This window comes from Caballeronia sp. SEWSISQ10-4 2, assembly GCF_030464885.1.
In the GTDB taxonomy this organism is placed as follows: Bacteria; Pseudomonadota; Gammaproteobacteria; order Burkholderiales; family Burkholderiaceae; genus Caballeronia.
In genome coordinates, this window is sequence record NZ_JALPRJ010000029.1 from 72,199 (window position 1) to 92,107 (window position 19,909).

21 protein-coding genes are annotated in these 19,909 nt (G+C 57.5%); 13 read left to right on the forward strand and 8 right to left on the reverse strand.

Annotated features, from left to right (window positions below; genetic code table 11):
• Positions 1 to 147 precede the first annotated feature (147 nt).
• Entirely contained in the window at positions 148 to 762 is a 615-nt protein-coding gene (locus M0D69_RS20540; protein WP_301783785.1) for a hypothetical protein, read from the reverse strand.
• 96 nt (positions 763 to 858) lie between these two features.
• Complete coding sequence (locus tag M0D69_RS20545) at positions 859 to 1,164, reverse strand: putative quinol monooxygenase (RefSeq protein WP_301783786.1); 306 nt, start codon at positions 1,162 to 1,164, stop codon at positions 859 to 861.
• 108 nt (positions 1,165 to 1,272) lie between these two features.
• Here M0D69_RS20545 and M0D69_RS20550 point away from each other — a divergent pair, with 108 nt between their 5' ends.
• A complete protein-coding gene (locus M0D69_RS20550; protein ID WP_301783787.1) occupies positions 1,273 to 2,232 on the forward strand; it encodes a GlxA family transcriptional regulator in 960 nt (319 codons plus the stop codon).
• Positions 2,233 to 2,345: 113 nt separating this feature from the next.
• On the opposite strand, the gene M0D69_RS20555 is transcribed toward M0D69_RS20550, so the two are convergent.
• Together M0D69_RS20555 and M0D69_RS20560 are read right to left on the reverse strand one after the other, a co-directional pair.
• Entirely contained in the window at positions 2,346 to 3,125 is a 780-nt protein-coding gene (locus M0D69_RS20555; RefSeq protein ID WP_301783788.1) for an alpha/beta fold hydrolase, read from the reverse strand.
• A 124-nt stretch (positions 3,126 to 3,249) separates the two neighbouring features.
• Positions 3,250 to 3,882, reverse strand: coding sequence for an FMN-dependent NADH-azoreductase (locus M0D69_RS20560; RefSeq protein ID WP_301783789.1), 633 nt, complete (start codon positions 3,880 to 3,882; stop codon positions 3,250 to 3,252).
• A 117-nt stretch (positions 3,883 to 3,999) separates the two neighbouring features.
• Between M0D69_RS20560 and M0D69_RS20565 the strand changes: the two genes are divergently transcribed.
• The 7 genes from M0D69_RS20565 (at position 4,000) to M0D69_RS20595 (ending at position 11,071) form a co-directional block, all read left to right on the forward strand.
• The gene (locus tag M0D69_RS20565; protein WP_301783790.1) at positions 4,000 to 4,851 is read left to right on the forward strand and encodes a LysR substrate-binding domain-containing protein; all 852 of its coding nucleotides are present in this window, start codon (positions 4,000 to 4,002) and stop codon (positions 4,849 to 4,851) included.
• Between the two features lie 224 nt (positions 4,852 to 5,075).
• Complete coding sequence (locus M0D69_RS20570; protein ID WP_301783791.1) at positions 5,076 to 5,786, forward strand: SDR family NAD(P)-dependent oxidoreductase; 711 nt, start codon at positions 5,076 to 5,078, stop codon at positions 5,784 to 5,786.
• A 60-nt stretch (positions 5,787 to 5,846) separates the two neighbouring features.
• Positions 5,847 to 6,272: an organic hydroperoxide resistance protein gene (locus tag M0D69_RS20575; RefSeq protein ID WP_301783792.1), complete on the forward strand. Its 426-nt coding sequence runs from the start codon at positions 5,847 to 5,849 to the stop codon at positions 6,270 to 6,272.
• A 202-nt stretch (positions 6,273 to 6,474) separates the two neighbouring features.
• Complete coding sequence (locus tag M0D69_RS20580; protein WP_301783793.1) at positions 6,475 to 7,104, forward strand: TetR/AcrR family transcriptional regulator; 630 nt, start codon at positions 6,475 to 6,477, stop codon at positions 7,102 to 7,104.
• An 85-nt stretch (positions 7,105 to 7,189) separates the two neighbouring features.
• Positions 7,190 to 8,854 carry a GMC family oxidoreductase gene (locus M0D69_RS20585; RefSeq protein WP_301783794.1) on the forward strand — a complete coding sequence of 555 codons (1,665 nt, stop codon included), beginning with the start codon at positions 7,190 to 7,192 and terminating at the stop codon, positions 8,852 to 8,854.
• A 27-nt stretch (positions 8,855 to 8,881) separates the two neighbouring features.
• On the forward strand, positions 8,882 to 10,138 hold the full coding sequence (locus tag M0D69_RS20590) for a CaiB/BaiF CoA-transferase family protein (RefSeq protein WP_301783795.1): 1,257 nt from the start codon (positions 8,882 to 8,884) through the stop codon (positions 10,136 to 10,138).
• Between the two features lie 30 nt (positions 10,139 to 10,168).
• Positions 10,169 to 11,071 (forward strand): enoyl-CoA hydratase-related protein, encoded by a 903-nt coding sequence (locus M0D69_RS20595; RefSeq protein WP_301783796.1) that lies wholly within the window; start codon positions 10,169 to 10,171, stop codon positions 11,069 to 11,071.
• 126 nt (positions 11,072 to 11,197) lie between these two features.
• On the opposite strand, the gene M0D69_RS20600 is transcribed toward M0D69_RS20595, so the two are convergent.
• Positions 11,198 to 12,109 carry a LysR family transcriptional regulator gene (locus tag M0D69_RS20600; RefSeq protein WP_301783797.1) on the reverse strand — a complete coding sequence of 304 codons (912 nt, stop codon included), beginning with the start codon at positions 12,107 to 12,109 and terminating at the stop codon, positions 11,198 to 11,200.
• Positions 12,110 to 12,572: 463 nt separating this feature from the next.
• On the opposite strand from M0D69_RS20600, the gene M0D69_RS20605 reads away from it, so the two are divergent.
• Positions 12,573 to 13,334: a carboxymuconolactone decarboxylase family protein gene (locus M0D69_RS20605; protein ID WP_301783798.1), complete on the forward strand. Its 762-nt coding sequence runs from the start codon at positions 12,573 to 12,575 to the stop codon at positions 13,332 to 13,334.
• Between the two features lie 252 nt (positions 13,335 to 13,586).
• On the opposite strand, the gene M0D69_RS20610 is transcribed toward M0D69_RS20605, so the two are convergent.
• The 3 genes from M0D69_RS20610 to M0D69_RS20620 all read right to left on the reverse strand — a co-directional run bounded on the left by M0D69_RS20610 (position 13,587) and on the right by M0D69_RS20620 (position 15,714).
• Positions 13,587 to 13,970, reverse strand: coding sequence for a nuclear transport factor 2 family protein (locus M0D69_RS20610; RefSeq protein ID WP_301783799.1), 384 nt, complete (start codon positions 13,968 to 13,970; stop codon positions 13,587 to 13,589).
• Between the two features lie 118 nt (positions 13,971 to 14,088).
• A complete protein-coding gene (locus M0D69_RS20615) occupies positions 14,089 to 14,682 on the reverse strand; it encodes a pyridoxamine 5'-phosphate oxidase family protein (protein ID WP_301783800.1) in 594 nt (197 codons plus the stop codon).
• A gap of 108 nt (positions 14,683 to 14,790) precedes the next feature.
• Positions 14,791 to 15,714 carry a carbon-nitrogen hydrolase family protein gene (locus M0D69_RS20620; RefSeq protein WP_301783801.1) on the reverse strand — a complete coding sequence of 308 codons (924 nt, stop codon included), beginning with the start codon at positions 15,712 to 15,714 and terminating at the stop codon, positions 14,791 to 14,793.
• Between the two features lie 81 nt (positions 15,715 to 15,795).
• Here M0D69_RS20620 and M0D69_RS20625 point away from each other — a divergent pair, with 81 nt between their 5' ends.
• The 4 genes from M0D69_RS20625 (at position 15,796) to M0D69_RS20640 (ending at position 19,861) form a co-directional block, all read left to right on the forward strand.
• Positions 15,796 to 16,713 (forward strand): LysR family transcriptional regulator, encoded by a 918-nt coding sequence (locus M0D69_RS20625; protein ID WP_301783802.1) that lies wholly within the window; start codon positions 15,796 to 15,798, stop codon positions 16,711 to 16,713.
• A gap of 516 nt (positions 16,714 to 17,229) precedes the next feature.
• Positions 17,230 to 18,207: a LysR family transcriptional regulator gene (locus M0D69_RS20630; RefSeq protein ID WP_301783803.1), complete on the forward strand. Its 978-nt coding sequence runs from the start codon at positions 17,230 to 17,232 to the stop codon at positions 18,205 to 18,207.
• Positions 18,208 to 18,631: 424 nt separating this feature from the next.
• Positions 18,632 to 19,240: an NAD(P)H:quinone oxidoreductase gene (gene wrbA, locus M0D69_RS20635; RefSeq protein WP_301783804.1), complete on the forward strand. Its 609-nt coding sequence runs from the start codon at positions 18,632 to 18,634 to the stop codon at positions 19,238 to 19,240.
• A 177-nt stretch (positions 19,241 to 19,417) separates the two neighbouring features.
• The gene (locus M0D69_RS20640) at positions 19,418 to 19,861 is read left to right on the forward strand and encodes a DUF3331 domain-containing protein (protein ID WP_301783819.1); all 444 of its coding nucleotides are present in this window, start codon (positions 19,418 to 19,420) and stop codon (positions 19,859 to 19,861) included.
• Positions 19,862 to 19,909: the final 48 nt, after the last annotated feature.

The following is a 19,909-nucleotide window of genomic DNA, read 5'->3' on the forward strand; positions in this document are numbered from 1 at the left end:
TGAATGGAAAAGAAAGATCGCAATGTCGACGGGATGAAGCGGCTTGTAGTCGCCGCCGTAGTCGCCCACGATCCCCAACACGCCCGCGCTTGCTGCGAATGGGGTAGATCACCTCCATGAGCGGCCACAGCGGGCCGACATCATGCGTTAGAACTGCGGCACCAGACCATCCTTTTCGACGAACAGCACGTGCGCGTCATAAACGCCGCTCGCACCCGGTGTCACCACGATGAACACCTTCTTCCCCGCCATTAGATCCGTCTTGCTTGCCGGAACCGGCGTCACGACGGGCACGTTTTCCGGCACCGTCACCGTGCTGCTGCCGCCCTTGTATGACAGATTCAGTTCACGGCCGGTGGTGCCGGTGACAACCGACACCACGTTTGCATTCGTCATCGTGCTTTGGGGACCGAAGTCATAAGCGAAATGCCCTTCGGCCGTACCGCGTGCCGCTTCAGGAAAAACGATCATCGAAGTGGCTGTCAATTTCCCATCGCTGCCCGTGATCGCCGGCGTCCCCACATAGGAACCGACTTTGGCGTCGGAAAGCTTGGCGGGCTTGAAAGCCGACACCCCGACGTCCGACTTGACATCGACCGACACCGTGTCACCGCTGTTCCGGTGCACGGTCAGAATTTCGCCTTTGAACGACACGATATCGCCACGAATCCGTTCCGGTTTGACGTCAGGCGTTTGCGCAAAAGACGCACTCGAAAATGCAAGGGCAGCGAACAAAACACTTAGTTTGTAATGAATCGACACGAGTTACTCCATCAAAATGAACACAATTGAATCGGGGTGCCACGGTTGCAGCAACCATCTTGCATGGGACCGGAGTAAGTGCTCTGCACTAACGACTCACTCCAGCTGATTCTTCATGCCCAGAACGTCGATCGACTCGATCGACGGGGGGCTCGCCAGCATCTCGTCGGCGTGCGCCATCAAAGCGTTGGCGATACTGCCGGTTAGGTGGGTCTGACGATCTTCGTCACTCGCAAAGGCGTCGAAGATGCCGAACGTCGTGGGCGACAGCTTGAGGGCAAACCAGATCGGCGTGGTCGCCTCCTGGGCTGCCATTACAAGGCCGACGGCAAGGAAGTCCGCTACCGCCTGTTCCTTTCCCGGCTTGGCCTCAAGCCGGACAAATAAGGCCTGCTTGATCATCTTCGTTCTCCAGTGTCCGCGTGAGGGGCTCTGCGGTGAGCGACACTGTACAAACAGAGTGCGCTGGGGAATACTGTCTAAATCGACAATTTTGGTACCAATACTGCCATGCGAATTTTCGTCCTCGCGCTCGAGGGGGTGTTCGATACGGGCCTCACCACCGTGCTCGATAGCTTGACGATGGCCAACGGCCTTGCGTCCACGACGGGGATAGCCACAACGGGCTTCGACATCACTGTGGTGGGCATGCGGCCTCAAGTGCGTACCGCGCTTGGCATGCAAGTGCCCGTCCACGACATGAGCGATGCGCCTGCGCCGGACTGGGTCGTCTTACCCGCGCTCAACCGCATGACGGCCGAGGCGCTTGTGCCCGCGCTCGGCCGGGACGATGTGGTCGATGCGCTAGGCGCTCTGCGCTCGTGGCGAAGTGGCGGCGCCCGCGTTGCAGCTGCCTGTACGGGTACGTTCGTGCTGGCTGAAAGCGGCTTGCTCGACGGTGGCGAAGCCACGACCACTTGGTGGCTCTCACCGCTGTTCCGGCAGCGCTACCCGCACGTGCACCTGGATGCGCATCGAATTGTCGTTCCCAGTGGCGGCGCGCTGACGGCAGGGGCGGCCCTTAGCCACCTCGACCTCGCACTCTGGCTGATCCGCAACAACAGTCCTGAGCTTGCGGCGCTTGTGGCCAAGTACCTCGTATTCGATACGCGGCTGTCGCAGTCCGCCTATGCGATCTCCGATCACCTTTCCCATTCGGATCCGCTCGTCGAGCGTTTCGACCGTTGGGTGCGTGAACACCTCGACGCGGCAATCTCGCTGGACGTTGTCGCCGATGCATTGGCGACCACCACGCGGACGTTGACGAGACGTCTGAACGCGGTGCTCGGTAAAACGCCCGTCGAGTACATTCAGGATCTGCGGATCGAGCGCGCTGTCCATCTTCTCAAGACGAGCAAGCTCACCGTCGATCGCATTGCCGAGCAGGTCGGGTACGCGGACGGCCACACCTTGCGAACGTTGCTGCGCCGGCGGATAGGTAGGGGCGTACGTGAGTTGCGAGGGTCTTGAAGACAGTTGGTCTGGCTCAAGACCCAATCGAAGCGATTCCCCACGTGATGAGGCGCATTAACTGAAACCGCTTCAGACCTCTCGGCTGGTTTCCGGGCAACGGGCGTGACCTGCTACTTTGCCTGACGTGCTGCCGAGATGATTGCAGCAGCGACCTCTTGAGGTTTCGACAGCATCGGTACGTGACTTGCATCGACATCCACGGCCGTAGCACCGATCTGTTTCGCCAATTTCATCTGGAAGCTGGTAGGGACGATTTGGTCCTTCGTCGAGACAACATACCAGGACGGTTTGTCATGCCACGCCGCGTGACCGATCTTTTCGTCGAGACAGCCCGAATACCACGGCCCTTGCGTCGCAGCGAGCACAAGCGCTTGTGCGTGGGAAACATCGGGCGCGAAATTTTCGGCCATCGCCTTATCGGACAGCGTCAGGAAACCCGCGGCGTCCTTGTGCAGCTCGGCCAGCCACGCAGGCGCCGGCAGCCCTTTCTGAATGTCGTTAGCCGATTGTCCGTTGTCGGGTGCAAACGCCGCGACATACACGAGCGCCTTGACCTTGTCGTTGTTACCCGCCTCCGTGATGACGGACCCTGCCCACGAATGGCCAACTAGTACCACCGGACCGGTTTGCCGGTCTATCGCGCGGGTCGTTGCCGAAACGTCATCGCCTAGGGACGTCAGGGGGTTTTGTACGGACGTCACGTGCAGGCCTTTTGCTTCGAGCAGAGGAATGACCTTGTTCCAGCTTGATCCGTCCGCGAAGGCGCCATGCACCAGCACAACGTTCTTGCCTGCGAGATCAGGATCGGACGCGGCGTGTGCAGTGGCAACGGATAGCAGACCACCGGCGATGGCGAGTGACAACAACCCTCTCTTGAGCAGCGTATTCAAAATAGTGCCTCGTTAAAAAACAGGAATGGGGGCGGCGTCACGTAGTCGAGCATCACATTGCGGATCAGGTTGATTCAGGCGAAGTGATGTACCTCATGCGCCGCGCAATACTTCGTTAGCCGAATTAAGTTGCCCGCGCAAGCGCCACCGCCTGCTCGCGTGCCGCCTGCCTTGCCGCGTGATCGAGTTCGGGACCAAGGAGTGTTTTCTCGACGACAATCGATTTGACGTCGGTCACCCCGACGGATCGCAGCCACGCTTCCATATAGGGCCGTTGAAAATCAAACGAATGGGCGGGGGTGCTCGAGCCCACTGAATAGTCGAGGCCTCGCGCATAAATGACCACCGCTTTCTTCTCTTTCAGCAAGCCTTGCAGTCCACGCTCATCGAATGAGAACAGAATGCCGCGCTGCGACACGACGTCGATGAAATGCTTGAGCTTGTAGGGGATCGAAAAATTCCACAGCGGCACGGAGAACAGCAACGTATCCGCGTCGTGCAATCGCTGCGCGAGTTCCCGGATGCTTGCCCACGCCTGCTGCTGGTCTTCACTGAGCGGTGTGCCGCTCAGGTCCGCATATTTGGCATCGAGCGCGTCGCCGTCGAACTCCGGCAACTCGACCGACCACAGATCGAGCACGTCGATCCGATGATCCGGATGAGCGTCGCGATAAGCGTCCAGATACGCGCGTGCGACGTCGAGCGACGCAGACCGCCTCTTGCGTGGCGACGATTCGATATGCAGCAAGGTAGACATGGCAATACTCCGGGTGTGTTGAGAGCCGCCATCACAACATATTTCGATTCAAAATATAAACGAAGTATCATCGCCTTATTCAGTTGAATTCGCACTATATGAGAAAGGACTATCCCCATGTTCGATACCATCCTGCTGCGATCTTTCGTGGCCGTGATCCAGGAAGGCGGCTTCACGCACGCCGCCGCCCGTCTCAATCTGACGCAGTCTGCCGTCAGCGCACATCTGCGGCGTCTGGAAAAGCAGACCGGCCGCGACCTGCTCGCGCGTACCACGCGCTCGGTCACGCTCACGGCGGATGGCGAGCTGCTGCTGGGTTACGCGCGGGCGATCCTTGCACTCAATCATGATGCGCAGGCGCAGCTGTCGCGCGGCCCGACCGAGGGCGCGGTCCGTGTCGGGCTTTGCGAGGACCTCGCCAACGTCAGGCTAATGAACGTCATGCAGGCGTTCGCGGTGCGCTACCCGCGCATCGCGTTCAGTGTCAGGGTCGGCATTCCCCCTGAACTGCTGCATGCAATGGATCAGGCCGAACTCGACATGGTGATCGGCGGTCGCTGCGAGGGGGCCCGCTCTGGACGCGTGCTCTGGCGCGAGCCACTCGTGTGGGCCGGTGCGGAGTGGGCATCGCTTACGCCTGGCGCTCCGGTGCCGCTCGCGCTGCTGCCGGAACCGTGCCCGTATCGTGAGGCTGCACTGGCCGCACTCGCCCGGGCTGGCGTCGACTACCGGATCGCGCTGGTGTGCTCAAGCGGTGCCGGTCTGTGCGCCGCAGCGCAGGCCGGCTTTGCGGTGACGCCGGTCGTGCAGACACAACTCGTGCACGGCTTGCACGTGGTTCCGCCGGATGCCGGCTTACCTTCACTGCCCGATGTCGAGTTTACGATTTTCACTGCGGCGGGTGCATCCGCGCCTATCGCCGACGAACTGGGTAACGCCATCGTGCTGGCATTCGCGAACAAAGGATGACACCGGGCAAGTGCTAGGAGGACTGCTAAAGATAACGAATCAAGACCTCGCTCGACCCACGCTGGCCATGAATCATCGAGTCCCGATCCGATTTGTTCCGCTCGCGCAAAATAGTTTGTCCATGCCGGGTGTTTGCCCGGAGCATAAATACACCTAGATTAGCGACGTATCGGAGCCGCCGGCCCGGTGGGCAAGAGAGCCCAGTTCAATATTCGAGGTTTTCCATGAGCACGTCGCAAAAGGTCGTAGTCGTTACTGGCGCATCGCAAGGCATTGGTGCCGAGACCGTCAAGGCATTTCGCAAGCTTGACTATCGCATCGTCGCAACGGCACGCAGCATCAAGCCGTCCGAAGATCCGAACATCGTGACGGTGGCGGGTGACATCGCTGACCCGGCGACGGCACGTCGCGTAATTTCCGAGGGCGTGGCACGCTTCGGCCGCATCGACACGCTGATCAACAACGCCGGTGTCTTCATCGCCAAGCCGTTCACCGGTTATACGTCTGAAGACTACGCTGCGGTGACGGGCGTGAATCTGAACGGGTTCTTCTATATCACGCAGTTGGCGATTGCCGAGATGGAGAAGAACAAGAGCGGCCATGTGGTCAGTATCACCACCAGCCTGGTCGACCACGCCATCGACGGCGTGCCGTCTGTTTTGGCATCGCTGACAAAGGGCGGACTGAACGCAGCCACGAAGTCCCTTGCCATCGAATACGCGAAGCGTGGCATCCGTGCGAACGCGGTTGCCCCCGGCATCATGAAGTCGCCGATGCATGCTCCCGAAACGCACGAGGCACTCGGCGCACTCCACCCGATGGGCCACATGGGCGAGATGAGCGACATCGTCAATGCGATCCTGTATCTGGATGCGGCGCCGTTCGTGACGGGCGAGATCCTGCACGTCGACGGCGGCCAGAGCGCTGGTCACTAAAGCATCACGGGGGCGCTACTGGTTGCGCCCGTTATCTGATTCATCGTTAAGGAGCTGACAATGTCGATCGAAAACGTTCTCTACCGTGCTCACGCCGAGGCCAGCGGAGGCCGCGAAGGCCGCGCCGTGGCGCCGGAAGGCGGACTGGACCTGAAGCTGACGAGGCCGAAGGGATTGGGTGGGAAGGGCGAGAAAGGCACAAACCCGGAAGAGCTTTTTGCAGCCGGCTACAGCGCGTGTTTTATCGGTGCAATGCAATTCGTTGCTGCGCGCGACAAAATCGCTATTCCGGCTGATGTATCGGTCAACGGAATCGTGGGCATCGGTCCCATTCCCAATGGCTTCGGCATTGAAGTCGAGTTGAAGATATCGTTGCCGGGCATGGCACGCGAAGCGGCTCAGGATTTCATCAACAGGGCTCATATTGTGTGCCCCTATTCGAACGCAACGCGCAACAACATCGACGTGACGCTTACGCTCGTCTAAGCCGCGATCCTGTTCGATCGGTTGCAGGTCGCCGTGGTGATTGGCGACCTGCAGGACCGTTCCACTCACGCGACGACCTCGCTACACCGTTACGTCTGATGTGAGCGTGTCAACGAGGAAAACCGGGTCTGGAGTTGCGCAATCTGTAGCAACGCGGGATGTCGTATTGAATTTTATAGACGAGTGGTCTAATATCTGCCGCATGGACATGCATACAGCTCCGCGCCGCAGAGGGCGCCCACCGAAGGAACTTGCGGGCTATAGCGAAACCCGGGAGATTCTCGTGCGCGCCGGTGTAGCCGCGCTCACGGAAAAAGGTTTCTCTGCGACTGGAATCGACGAGATCTTGCGTAGCGTGAACGTGCCGAAAGGCTCGTTCTACCACTACTTCGGAAGCAAGGAAGAGTTTGGCCTCGAACTGATCGACCGCTACGCTGCGTATTTCGCGCGAAAGCTCGACCGGTTTTTCACGGACGAATCGAAATCGCCACTGCAACGCTTCCACGATTTCGTGGCGGACGCGGAGGCAGGGATGCAACGTTACGGCTTTCGACGTGGGTGTCTTGTCGGCAATCTCGGGCAGGAAATGGCGGTGCTTCCGGAAAGTCATTGCGTACGACTGCGCGAGGTTTTCGCAAATTGGGAAGCCCGCACAGCAAGGTGCCTGATGGACGCGCAGGCGGTGGGCGAGATTGCGGACGGGGCCGATTGCTCGGAACTCGCCGCATTCTTCTGGATCGGCTGGGAAGGCGCAGTGTTGAGGGCAAAGCTCGAAGGCGGGCCTGCAGCATTGCACACATTCGCGAACGGCTTTTTCGCTGCGCTGGGTTAGGCTGTTTTTTTATGATTTTATAGACGATCGGTCTAATTTATGCCGGGAGCGTTGGAAAACGCTCGTGAGGGTAAATAGGATGCAAATGCAAAGTACGACATTTGACTTTATTGTTATTGGCGCTGGTTCCGCCGGCAGCCTGCTCGCGAATCGTTTGAGCGCAGACAAAACCAGGAATGTTCTTCTGGTCGAGGCGGGCGGCGCCGATGATTACATGTGGATCCACATCCCCGTCGGCTATTTATATTGCATCGACAATCCTCGCACGGACTGGCGATTCCGCACCGAGCCGGACAAAGGACTCAATGGCCGGCAGATTCTTTATCCGCGAGGCAAAACGTTGGGCGGATCCTCCAGTATCAACGGGATGATCTACATGCGTGGCCAGGCTCGCGACTACGACCATTGGGCGGAGCTGACTGGTAATCCGGAATGGACGTGGAACAACTCGTTGAAGGACTTCATGGCACATGAAGACTTCTACAAGCTCGATCCGAAACAACACGAACGGCTGAACGGCAATACCGAAGCGATTGCAAAGATTCACGGAAGCGGTGGCGAGTGGCGTGTCGAAAAGCAGCGTCTGAAGTGGGACATTCTTGATGCGTTCGCCGAAGCGGCGGAGCAGGCGGGTATTCCTATCATCGACGATTTCAACAGCGGTGACAATTTCGGCGTCAGCTACTTTAACGTCACGCAGAAAGACGGCTGGCGCTGGAATACTTCGAAGGCTTTCCTGCGTCCAATCAAGCACCGGTCGAATCTCACGATCTGGACTAACTCCAATGTAAAGAAGCTCAAGATCGAGCTTGATAAAGACGGTGCGCTGCGCTGCACCGGTGCGGAAATCGTTCGCAATGGCGAGCTTGTGTCGGCGAATGCCGCCCGCGAAGTCGTGCTTAGCGCCGGCGCGATCGGATCGCCGCACATTCTGCAGCACTCGGGTATTGGTTCGGCATCCATATTGAAAAAGCACGGCATCGATATTGTTCAACACACACCTGGCGTTGGAGCGAACTTGCAGGATCACCTTCAGATCCGTGCGGTCTACAAGGTTGAAAACTGCGATACGTTGAACGTTCTTGCCTCGAACATGCTCGGTAAGGCGAAGATCGGCCTTGAATATGCGCTGCACCGATCCGGCCCGATGAGCATGGCGCCCTCTCAGCTCGGGGCCTTTGCCAGGAGCGATCCGTCAAGGAAGCACGCAAACATCGAGTTTCATGTGCAGCCGCTGAGTCTCGAGGCTTTCGGGCAGCCGCTGCACACATTCCCGGCGTTCACCGCCAGTGCGGCCAATGTGAACCCGACAAGCCGGGGCACGGTGTACATCAAGAGCGGCAACTTCGAGGACGCCCCGGCAATTGCCCCGAATTACCTCAGTACGGAAGACGATCGGAAAGTCGCTGCAGATAGCCTTCGCTTGACGCGACGCATCGCGAGTCAGGCGGCTCTTGCGAAATACAAGCCGCAAGAGTTCAAGCCGGGCCGGCAGTACGAATCGGACGCTGAACTCACGAAACTCGCGGGCGACATCGGCACCACGATCTTCCACCCCGTGGGTACTGTCCAGATGGGCAAGTTCGCGGATCCGAACGTTGTCGTCGATAGCCATCTTCGCGTGCGCGGCGTCGCAGGACTTCGGGTGGTGGACGCGAGCGTGATGCCCACGATCACCAGCGGCAATACGAGCTGCCCCACGATGATGATCGCAGAGAAAGCTTCGCACTGGATCCGACAAGGCGTCTAACTTAACAATACAAACCAGGAATTGGCCATGGCTGAGAACAAAACCGGGGTACGGAAACGCTTGCCCCTCGAAGGAGTGACCGTCCTTGATTTCTCGCGCGTGCTGTCTGGGCCGTACTGCACGATGGTGCTTGCTGACCTGGGAGCACGGGTTATCAAGATCGAGCGTGTGGGCACAGGAGACGATACGCGTGCGTGGGGTCCATTCGTTGACGACGAGTCGGCGTACTTCATGTGCTTTAACCGGGGAAAAGAGAGCATTGCGCTCGACTTCAAGTCTCCGCGCGACCGCGAGCTTCTCGAACGTCTGCTGGACAAGTCCGACGTGCTGGTCGAGAACTTCCGGCCGGGCGTGATGGATCGGCTCGGCTATGGCGCCGAGCAACTGGCAAGGACGCGTCCACATATCGTCTATGCGTCGATTTCGGGCTTCGGCCACACCGGCCCGTTCAAGGATCTGCCGGGCTATGACATGGTCGTGCAGGCAATGGGCGGCGTCATGAGCCTGACCGGCTGGCCTGACCAGCCGCCGGCGCGTGTGGGCACAAGTTTCGGGGATCTCGGCGCGGCGCTATTCGCCGTAATAGGTATCGTGGCGGGGCTGTACAAGCGCTCCAAGGATGCGCAAGGCACGCATGTGGACATCGCGATGCTCGATTGCCAGGCCGCGCTGATGGAAACGGCGTTTGCCAGGCTCGACGTCGAAGCGAAGGTACCCACGAGGACTGGCGATGCGCACCCGTCACTGGCACCGTTCGAAAGCTTTGCTGCCCAGGATGGTCGAATCGTCATCGCCGCCGGCAACGATCAGCTCTTTTTGCTCATGGCGGACGCCATCGGTGTACCGGAACTGGCGCTCGATCCGCTGTTCCTTACCAACGATCTTCGCGTGCAAAACCGGTTCGCCATGACCGAGGCCATCGAGCGGATAACGCGCGCGGCACCGATCGGTGTCTGGCTCGACAAGCTGAACGAGGCTGGCGTGCCGTGCGCGCCGATCAATACGATCGACAAGGTCCTTGAACACCCGCAACTGCTCGCACGCAATATGTTTATCCACGTGCAGGGCGAGTCCGCGCGGAAAGTGAAGACGGCCGGCAACCCGGTCAAGATGAGCACTTCACCCGATGAGGACATGTCCGTAGTCAGGAAAGCGCCGGCAGTGGACCGGCATCGCGAAGCGATTCTGGCTGAGTTGATGGCTTCATCGGGCGCCTACGCGTCGCAGGCTGATTCCGAATCAGACGACGATGAACTGAAGCGCTCCGCAAGCCTTGCAGCATAACGCCTCAAATTTGAACTGACAGGTGAATATATGTCGACTGATGTTTCAGCAGCGAGCAGCGCATCCGCCAAGCAAACCAAGACGCAAGTGACCGAAGCGAATGCTGGACCCGTTGTCGCGGGCGCGAATGCAGACGCCGCCAAAGGCGTGTCTGAAAACGGTGTGTACGAGACCATCAAGATTGATCGAAGGGAGCGTGTTGGACTGATCACGCTCTATCGTCCGAAGAACTTGAACGCGCTCAACGTACAGATGTCGCGTGAGGTGCTCGCAGCGCTTACGACTTTTGACCAGGACGATGGAATTGGTGCCATCGTGATCACAGGTAATGGGCGCGCATTTGCAGCAGGGGCGGACATCGAGGAAATGGTCGACAGGTCCTTCGCGGACTGGCATGCGAAAGACCTTTTCGCCGAGTGGGATCGCATTGCGACGATATCGAAGCCTATCATCGCGGCGGTTGGCGGCTATGCACTCGGCGGCGGATGCGAACTGGCGATGGCGTGCGATTTCATCATTGCGGCCCATGATGCTCAATTCGGCCAACCGGAAATCAAGCTAGGGATTCCGCCTGGTATTGGCGGTTCGCAGCGCTTGACGCGTGCTGTTGGAAAGTCGCTTGCAATGGACCTGATTCTCACTGGCCGGAATTTGCTCTCTGATGAGGCACTTGCGGCCGGCCTCGTTGCGCGCGTTGTTCCATCGGCGGAGTTGCTGCAAACCGCGCTCGAGACAGCGCACACCATCGCCGGTTACAACCTGCCTGCCGTACGGCTTGCCAAGGAGGCAGTCAATCGGGCATTCGAGACGCCGTTAAGCGAGGGTGTGTTGCATGAGCGCCGGCTTTTCCAGGCCGCGTTCGCAACCGAAGGTCAAAAGGAAGGCATGCACGCATTCCTGGCCAAGCGCGCTCCCGTCTTCCGCCATCGATAGGCCATGGCTTATCGTCAGTAATGCGCGGCGCGCGACGTGACGTTTCCGGACAGGCAACAACGCGCGATTTTCTGTCTGGTTGGTCGTGTCGTTTCCTGTTCAAATGAGGTTGAGTGCAAACGTCGGCTATGCGGCTAGTTTCTCCATCAGGAAGTCCACAAAACAGCGCACGCGCGACGACAGATGCCGACCGTGCGGATAAAGCAGAATGAACGGTCGCGAACATCCGCCATACGGCGTGAGCAATTCCTTGAGCGCGCCATCCGCTATGTCTTTCTCAACAATGAACCGGTAGGTCTGGAACACGCCTGCCCCATGGCGCGCCAGGGTAACTCCAGCAAGTGCATCGCCCGATGATCCATGAGCGCCGCGCGTCGGGATCTCGTCGAGGCTGCCATCTCGATTGAATACCCAAGGCATGTTGCGGCCGGTGCTCGGCAACTCGAACTGGATGCAGTTGTGATTGATCAAATCGTCGGGCGTTTCCAGTCTGGCCGCTCTGCGCAGATAAGCCGGTGATGCCACGACTACCACTTCCGCGTCCTCGAGCTTTCGCGCAATCAGGCCGGAATCCCGCGGAGTACGACCCCGGATCGCCAGGTCGAAGGGCTCGTCCGCAAAGTCGATGTTGCGGTTGCTGAGGTGCGTTTCGACGGAGACCTCCGGGTAGCGCTCATGGAAGTCTGCCAACAGGGGAAGGACGCGGTAATGACCGTAGGGCGTTGGCATGCTGATTCGCAGCACGCCCGCCGGCGTCGTCTGTTGCCCGGTAGCTTCTCGCTCTGCATCCACGAGTTGACCCAGCGCCTGCCGACACTGCTCGAAGTACCGGCTCCCCACGTCTGTAAGCCGAATCTGCCGCGTTGTCCGGACAAACAATCGTGCACCGAGTCGTTTCTCGAGACGCGCCACCGCACGGCTGACGGCGGCAGGCGTGACGCTCGCGGCGTTCGCCGCGACAGTAAAACTACCCAATTCAGCTGCCATACAGAACAGCTCGATACTGCCTAGAAGGAGGTCATCAAATTGACGCTGCATAGTCTCTCGTGGTCATCAGATTCCCGCTCTCTGTAGCGTGACTATCGATCACTTCTTCCGCGCGCAAAGTGCCTCGTGGCCAGAGCGGATCGTAGCGCTCATAGCGACTCGACGTGCGCGCTGCTAGTGTACGCTGAGCGCACGACCGGATTTCGAAGTAAAGCGAAGGCAGTGCGTCTACGTTACTACTCCGACGAACTCCTGGCAGAGCAGGCGGTGCTATCTCGCAGGAGATCCCGCAAGTGTGCTGTCTTGGTCGTTGCCGGAGTGGAGTTATCAGTCAAACAGATAGCCGTATATCTTCCCTTCGCTTGTCAATCGCACTAAACGGTGCGAGGGTATGACGTCGATCATGCTACTGACCGCACAGACGATGTGATGGGTTTTCCCTGAAATACCGGGCAAGCGCGGATCGCCCTAACGGTTAGTCAGACTATGCATGTCTATCCCCAACGGAGAGGTGATGACGCTTACCGCCAGACAGCAATCGATCAAGGACGAGTTCATTCGCGTGCGGAAAACTTGGGCTCCGCAATGGGAAAGTATTCTTCGCACCGACTGTGATTTCCTGTATGCCTACCTTAACCTCTCAGCTGTGCCACTGCGGCACAACCATCTGGAGGACAAGGTCAAGGAGTTCATCTATATTGCCGTGAATGCGTCCTCGACCCATCTGTTCGCTCCCGGCATTCAGGTGCATCTGAATGCGGCGGTGGATTTTGGCGCCACACGTGAAGAACTGATGGAAGTGCTTGAGCTGACCAGCACTGTCGGTATTCACGCTTCGAATGTGGCGATGCCAATCCTCGCCGAGGTGCTTCAGGAAGAAGACCTTAGAAAGCCGGCAAGGTCTACCGATAGCCGTCGGCAAGCATTGAAGCGGCGTTTTACCGAAGTACAGGGGTATTGGGATCCGATATGGGACGCGATGCTGGAACTCGACCCGGATTTCTTCGAGGCGTACCTCGAATTCTCCTCGGTTCCGTGGCAGAACGGTGTTCTCCAGCCTAAGGTCAAGGAGCTTGTGCTTTGCGCGCTTGATGTCGCTGCCACGCATCTGTACAAGCCCGGCATCAAAATCCACATGCGCAATGCACTTCGCCACGGGGCAACTGCCGAGGAAATCATGGAGACTATCGAGATTGCGAGTGTTATCGGAATCCACGGTGCACTGATTGGTACTCCGATGCTTGAAGACGCAATCGCGGCTGCGCAGCGTGCATAAATTTCGACGGAAAAGGCGAGATGTTTTCGCTACGGCAGCCAACAGGTCTGCGGTTTCTGACGCGCTTACGAACGCTGCTCAATAAGGCATCCCGGGCTGGTGGCATTGGATCGCCAAAACTATCCATTTTCACCGGAGCCTTCCCGCTTTTGAGCAAAACACCAGGTTGTCTAAGCCGATCACAATGGGTGGTTGGCCGACGCGAGTCGGCCAGTAGCTATCCGCCGTTTTTGATGGAACGAACAAATACAGTTATGCGGGAGTAGTCGATATGTCGTGCCACACCTTGGCCACAATCATGAAGGAACCGTCGACATACGCCCAGTTCAAGTGATCGACGAAAACCTTGTCGTGGATGCGCAGGCGAACCTTGGTGACTGAAGTATCGGCTGACAGAAAATCCGCGGAGATCAATGCGTCGTCACGCGGTTGACCCTTGCTCATTGGCGACACACGTTCAGCGATGATACGGCGGTAATCGGCAATCGGGACGACAGTTAGTTTTCCATCGTCTGCGTCAAACAAGCTGCAACTCGTGTGGAAGACCCGATCAAATTTTTCCAGATCACACTCGTGCAGCGCTTGAAAATATAGATTGACGGCTTGGACAAGCGCGGAAATTTTCTCGGTAGACATGCGGGTTTTCCTCATAGTTTAGACTACTAAAAGTCAAGAACAAGTCGTAGTGAATCACGGCTGGCTTGGCTAAGTTGCTCTCGCGGCCACGTCAACGATGGCATCTAGCACATCGGCGTCAGGCCTTGAATCTTTCGATAGAGGGCAGGACGTCGTGCGCGTAGTCGCGGGACTTCCATTCTGGCTCTGGCGGGCAATAGTCTCCCTTCGGAGAAAATACAGATGACTCGAGCAATTCCATTTTAGGTATATAGCGATTACAGTTCTTATAGATAAAACTGCATTCGACGCGGACGATGAGTTTTGCGCCAGGGTAGGCTGCTAGCAAGTCCGTATCAAATACGATGCTAGCCTTTCCATTGATGCGCAAGCGTGGCGACACTGAATCAAACGGGACAAATAGCAAACCGACATTCGGATTCAGTTTTATATTACCCAAGGACCGGTACATCGAATTGCCGTCATAGTCCGGCCACTCGAGCGTACTGGGTCCAGCTACCCGCACAAAGCCGGGTTCTCCGCCCTTGTACGAACAATCCACATTGTCACCGTATGCCGTAGCGAGGAAGAAGAAGTGCGCGCCGTTTATCTGATCGATCTCCTCGGGCCAGAACTGGTGATGGACGCGAATTTCCTCAATACGGTTCGCGAGGCGTGTTCCATCGAACCTCTCTTGAAGCTCAGAACTCCCTGCGTGATAGAAACTCATCATTCGCCCTCGTTTTCGGAAACAATGAAATATTTACACCTATCCTCAGTTCGCTCACACGATGCACGGAACAGGCCAGGGATGGCGGTACTCCTGGCTAAAGCTAAAGCATCAAGTCTGGAATTCAACGGTCCGTCTAGCACGCTCATCGACGTGCAGCGAAAAGACATCGGGGCGTGCGTAGTGGCCGACCACATCGAAATCGTAGCGAGCGCGCACCAGTTCGTCGGTATCGATGCTGGCGACAACGAGTCCAGGCTCGCCGACGAGCGGTCCGGCAAGGATTTCTCCGAGCGGCCCGACAATAACGCTGCCCCCTCGGATGAGAGGACGATCGTTGTCCCAGCCAGGCACATCCACGCCCAAGGCGCGCGGCGTCGGTTGGACCTGGCACGCGCTGATTACGAAGCACCGGCCCTCGTGCGCAATATGACGCATCGAGGCTTGCCATACGTCGCGCTCATCGACAGTCGGCGCACACCAGATCTCCACATTCTTCGCGTACATCGCCATGCGAAGAAGAGGCATATGGTTTTCCCAGCAGATCGCCGCTCCCACGCGACCTGCTGATGTCTCGACGATCGGCAGAGTCGAACCGTCGCCTTGCGCCCAAATGAGTCTCTCCGTGCCTGTCGGCATCAACTTCCTGTGCTTCGCGACCATGCCGTTCTGCGGATCAAAAAACAGCGCTGTACAGAAAAGCGAGCTACCTGCCCGTTCGATTACACCGACAACCAGACTTGCGTTGGTTCGCCGTGACAGGTCAGCCAGTGCGTCGGTCTCCGCACCCGGGACGTCAACAGCATTCGCGTAGTACTGTGCGAACGCCTCTCGTCCCTCGGCCAGCCGGTAACCAAGTCGCGTACCGAAGATCTCGCCCTTCGGATATCCGCCCAGCAGCGCTTCGGGCATGACGATCAGACTCGCACCTGACTCGATGATCCGTTGCTCATACTGCAGGATCTGCGCAAGCGTATCGGACTTGCCAGATGGGGACGAACCAATTTGTAGTGCGGCGACGATCGATCTGGGCATTGTCTGCTCCACTGTTGCAAAGGATGTCTTGATCATGGCAGACCGCTAGAATGAAGCAACCGCGTGCCCTCTATAAGTGATATGAACCACATTGATATCGTCGAGATGGACCTCAACCTTCTGAAGGTCTTCGAAGCCCTCTACGAGGAAGGCGGAGCAGGGAGAGCCGCGGTCCGGCTCGACCTTACTCAGTCTGCAGTCAGTTCGGCGCTGAGAAGGCTGCGTGGGGTCTATAGGGAGCCCCTGTTCACCCGGACGGGGCGCGGGCTGGCACCGACCGCTCGAGCAGACGAATTAAAGCCGGTCATCACCGAGGCGCTCGACCGATGCCGGCAGTCATTGGCGATGACGGCGGACGACACGAACGACTATCGAGGCCGTTCGGTGTCGATCGGACTGTCCGATGACTTTGAAATAGCGGTAGGGCACCGGGTAATGGACGCCGTCGCAAAAAAAGCACCGGGCCTACGTTTGATCTTCAGGCAAACACACAGTCACATTGTTGCTAATGCGCTGCTCAACCGGCAGATGGACCTCGCTATTGCTTCAGGCGGATTATCGTCGCACGGGCTAAGTCGACAGGGGCTTGGCGAAGGGGAGTATGCATGTCTGGTGGACGCCAAATCGCTTCCTGACGGCCACGCGCAGTTGACGCTCGATGAGTACGTGGTGCGACCACATATCCTCGTGTCGTCGGGGGGCGTAGTGGGTATTGTTGACGAAGCTCTCGCGAACGTCGGAAGAAAGAGGCGGATTTGCGCTTCGACGACTCATTTTGCTGCTTTACCGTATTTGCTCCACGGATCGGACGCCGTTGCGACAATACCGAGGCACGCTGCGGTAGCAATATCCCGGTTGACGGGATTGCGCCTTCTAAGCTGTCCACTCGCTTTGCCGAGATATCCAATCGAGTTGGGATGGCGCACGGTCAGGACGCGCGACACCGCTGTCGCAGCGGTCCGGCAAGCGGTTATCGAATCGTTCGGCAATGCGGGTTAGCGAAAGGGTCCCTCGGCGTGACTCCCGCGTTCATCTTCCAGTCGCTGCGAATAAACGGGCCTGACTTGTTCTTGCTGGGAAAGAGTGTTTGTCCATGGCGGGCATTCAAACTCGACGGCGACGAGCCTAGGATTTGCCATATGGGCAAGTTCATTTCGGCGAATAACTTCATCAGGGCACGTAACTGACAGCCAATGTCGTACAACCCTCAAACAGGCATCGTCTACATTCCCGCGCAAAACGTGCTGGCAACCATTCCACCGGAACACGGTGGAACGTCGGCTATCTATTTTCACGATACCCCTATCGCCATAAACCGTCTATGCGTTCTGGAAACATTGCTAAGCTGCGTTTCTACGTGATACGTCAACAATCCGAACGTACAAATGCCATTATTTCGCCCGTCGGATTCTCGATAAATACATCCGCGATGATGGCAGCCGCCGGATTTTTACATCTGCGAAAGTCCCAGTCACGGGGAATATTCGCTTTGTGAATTTATCAGCGAGGTAGGAGATGGACCAGCTATATATGTTGCGGACGTTCGTTGCAGTCGCACAGCATCGAAGCTTTAGCAAAGCTGCCGAGTCATTGGGCGTGACCACCGGCTCGATCTCCAAAGCCATCGCCAAGCTTGAAGCGAGTATCCAGACGCAGGTTTTGTATAGAACAACCCGATCGGTTTCAGTGACCGATGCGGCGCAATCGTACTATCTGAGTTGCTGCCGTCTCCTCGAAGAACTTGACGAAGCAAATCGTCGCATTACGCAGGAGCGTGAGATTGACAGCGGGAGGTTGCGACTCGTTGTGCACCCGATGCTGTTGAGCAAAACCTTCTCCCGGCTTGTGTCGAACTATCACGCTATCGCCCCCAACGTGAACCTCATGGTTTCCGTTCAGGAAGAAGCTGTGAATCTGTATGACGGCCATTTCGATATGGCGATTCTTCCGCCTCATCTTGTAGAGCAGAATGCGGTAATTCGCCGTTCGTTGTCCAGGTCACCGCACATTCTCGTTGCCGCACCTGGTTATCTTGAGCAATGCGGTACACCCGCGGTTGCTTCGGAGTTGGCTAACCATTTCCTATTGCTGGACCCCACGTCGAGGCAGAAGGGCACGAATTTCATCGATCTGCTGGAAAATGGAAAGAGAGTGAGTGTGCTTCCAATGTCGTCCATGGACGGTAACGAAGTGCTGCTTCGGGCGGCGGCGCTTACGGAGACTGGCATCGCGGCCTTACCTGAAGCTATGGTTCGCGAAGACATTGCCATGGGACATCTCAAGCACATCTTGCCTCAGTGCTCTACGTCAGAAGGTGGTGTCGAGATATGTCTTTTCTACTCGCACCGCGAACTGCTTCCTGCGAGGCTCCGGACTTTCGTCGATTTCTGCACCGAGTTTTTCCGCTCGGTTCCCCGAAATATCCCCAATGAGATGGCGACGATTTCACAACCCTTGAACCACAACGTAGATCACATGCTAACAACGGTCTGAGACCTGGGCGAAAGAGCGTCGGCTGGTCACGAGAACGTTACGGACCGTCATACCAATGTGGGCGATACCAGGCGTTAAAGGGGGGCACACTAGCAACATGAAAAAAGTTGGTTTTACATATCTTATCTAAGGTTTCCATTGACCACGTGTAAGAGGTGTTGTTCGTGAGTCGACCTTCATTCAGTGCCGTCTCAAACTTTATAGTTCGTACTGGATGCGGTACCTGTCACGGCGTCATTGATTTCCAGTAGTGGTAACACGGGGCATGGGTCGGGCGCCTCGAATGCAAACCTCATTTCCTTTTACGTCCGTTGGAGCGGGTCATGCTTTCCTGGACGAAAGGCTATCCACGATGTTTCAATTTTTATCGAGGTGGTTTGGCAGGACTGATGCCATCCGCGAATCCCCTGCTACGGAGAAAAGAATGACGAAGGTTCTCGTACTGTACTACTCGACTTACGGCCACACTGAAGCTCTCGCCAAAGCTGTCGCCGAGGGCGCTGCATCGACGGGTGCGAAGGTTAGTTTGAAGCGTGTGCCTGAGCTAATGAACGCTGAAGTTGCGAAGGAGGCCGGAGCAAAGCTCGACCAGTCCGCAGACATCGCTACTCCCGACGAGCTTGCCGACTACGATGCCATCATCATCGGAACACCGACTCGCTTTGGCCGCGTGTCTGCACAGATGGCCAATTTTCTGGACCAGACGGGTGGTCTTTGGGCTAAGGGGAAGCTGATCGGCAAGGTTGGCGGTGCATTCGTATCGACCGCCAGTCAACACGGCGGTGCCGAAACCACTCTATTTTCGGTACTGACTTCGCTGATGCACCATGGACTGATCACGGTAGGTCTGCCATACGCGTACGGAGGTCTGGTCAAGATGGACGAAGTCACTGGCGGGTCCCCTTACGGGGCCTCGACGGTCGCGGCGACTGACGGTTCCCGTCAACCGAGCGAGAACGAGCTTGAGGGCGGACGTTTCCAGGGGCGCCATATTGCTGAGATTGCAGCGGCGCTCATGCGCGGGCGTTCCTGATTGGGCGCACCGGTAGCCAGGTGTGGCCCTGGTGCCGGAGCGTTGTAGTGTCTTCTAGTTGATGTGTGTTGTGGTGAGATTGGGCGGCGCGGTTCGTGAGAGCCCCGCCCCACTTCCGATAGTGAGCTCAAGATGAAACACATATTTCAGCTGGATCCGTGGTCGCAGACTCTTGCAATGCTAAGCAGTTGCTCGGGACAAAAGCCGAGCGACTGCGACGACGAATATTTTAATCAGGTTCGTCGCAGCACGTCCCTGCTGTCAGGGGCAAGCAGGGACAAAATCAAACGGACAGCGGGAAATGCTGGAGGCACATGTGCAACCATTCGAATTCTGGAACGCCTGTCAGCCTTGGCGGTATCTTTGTCATGGCACGACCCCACATCGCTCAACTATGCCGAACAGGTATGGTGGATGAGCGGTGCCCTGAGGAACGGGCGTTGTGCGATCAGCGGGGAACGCATACTTAGAGGGCAGTCTGTTTACCGCCCACGGCGATTGGGTAAGGACGGGCCGTTAAACGGGCGCGAGATGATTTTGACTTCTGTGATCGCCGGTGCATGCGCAAGTGCGGCGGATTTTCCTCACGAACTTATGGTTTGCCGCGTTGAAAACGATTAGTTGATGATGGGCAGAAGTCGGAGTGTGGCGCGAACAACTATGGAGATG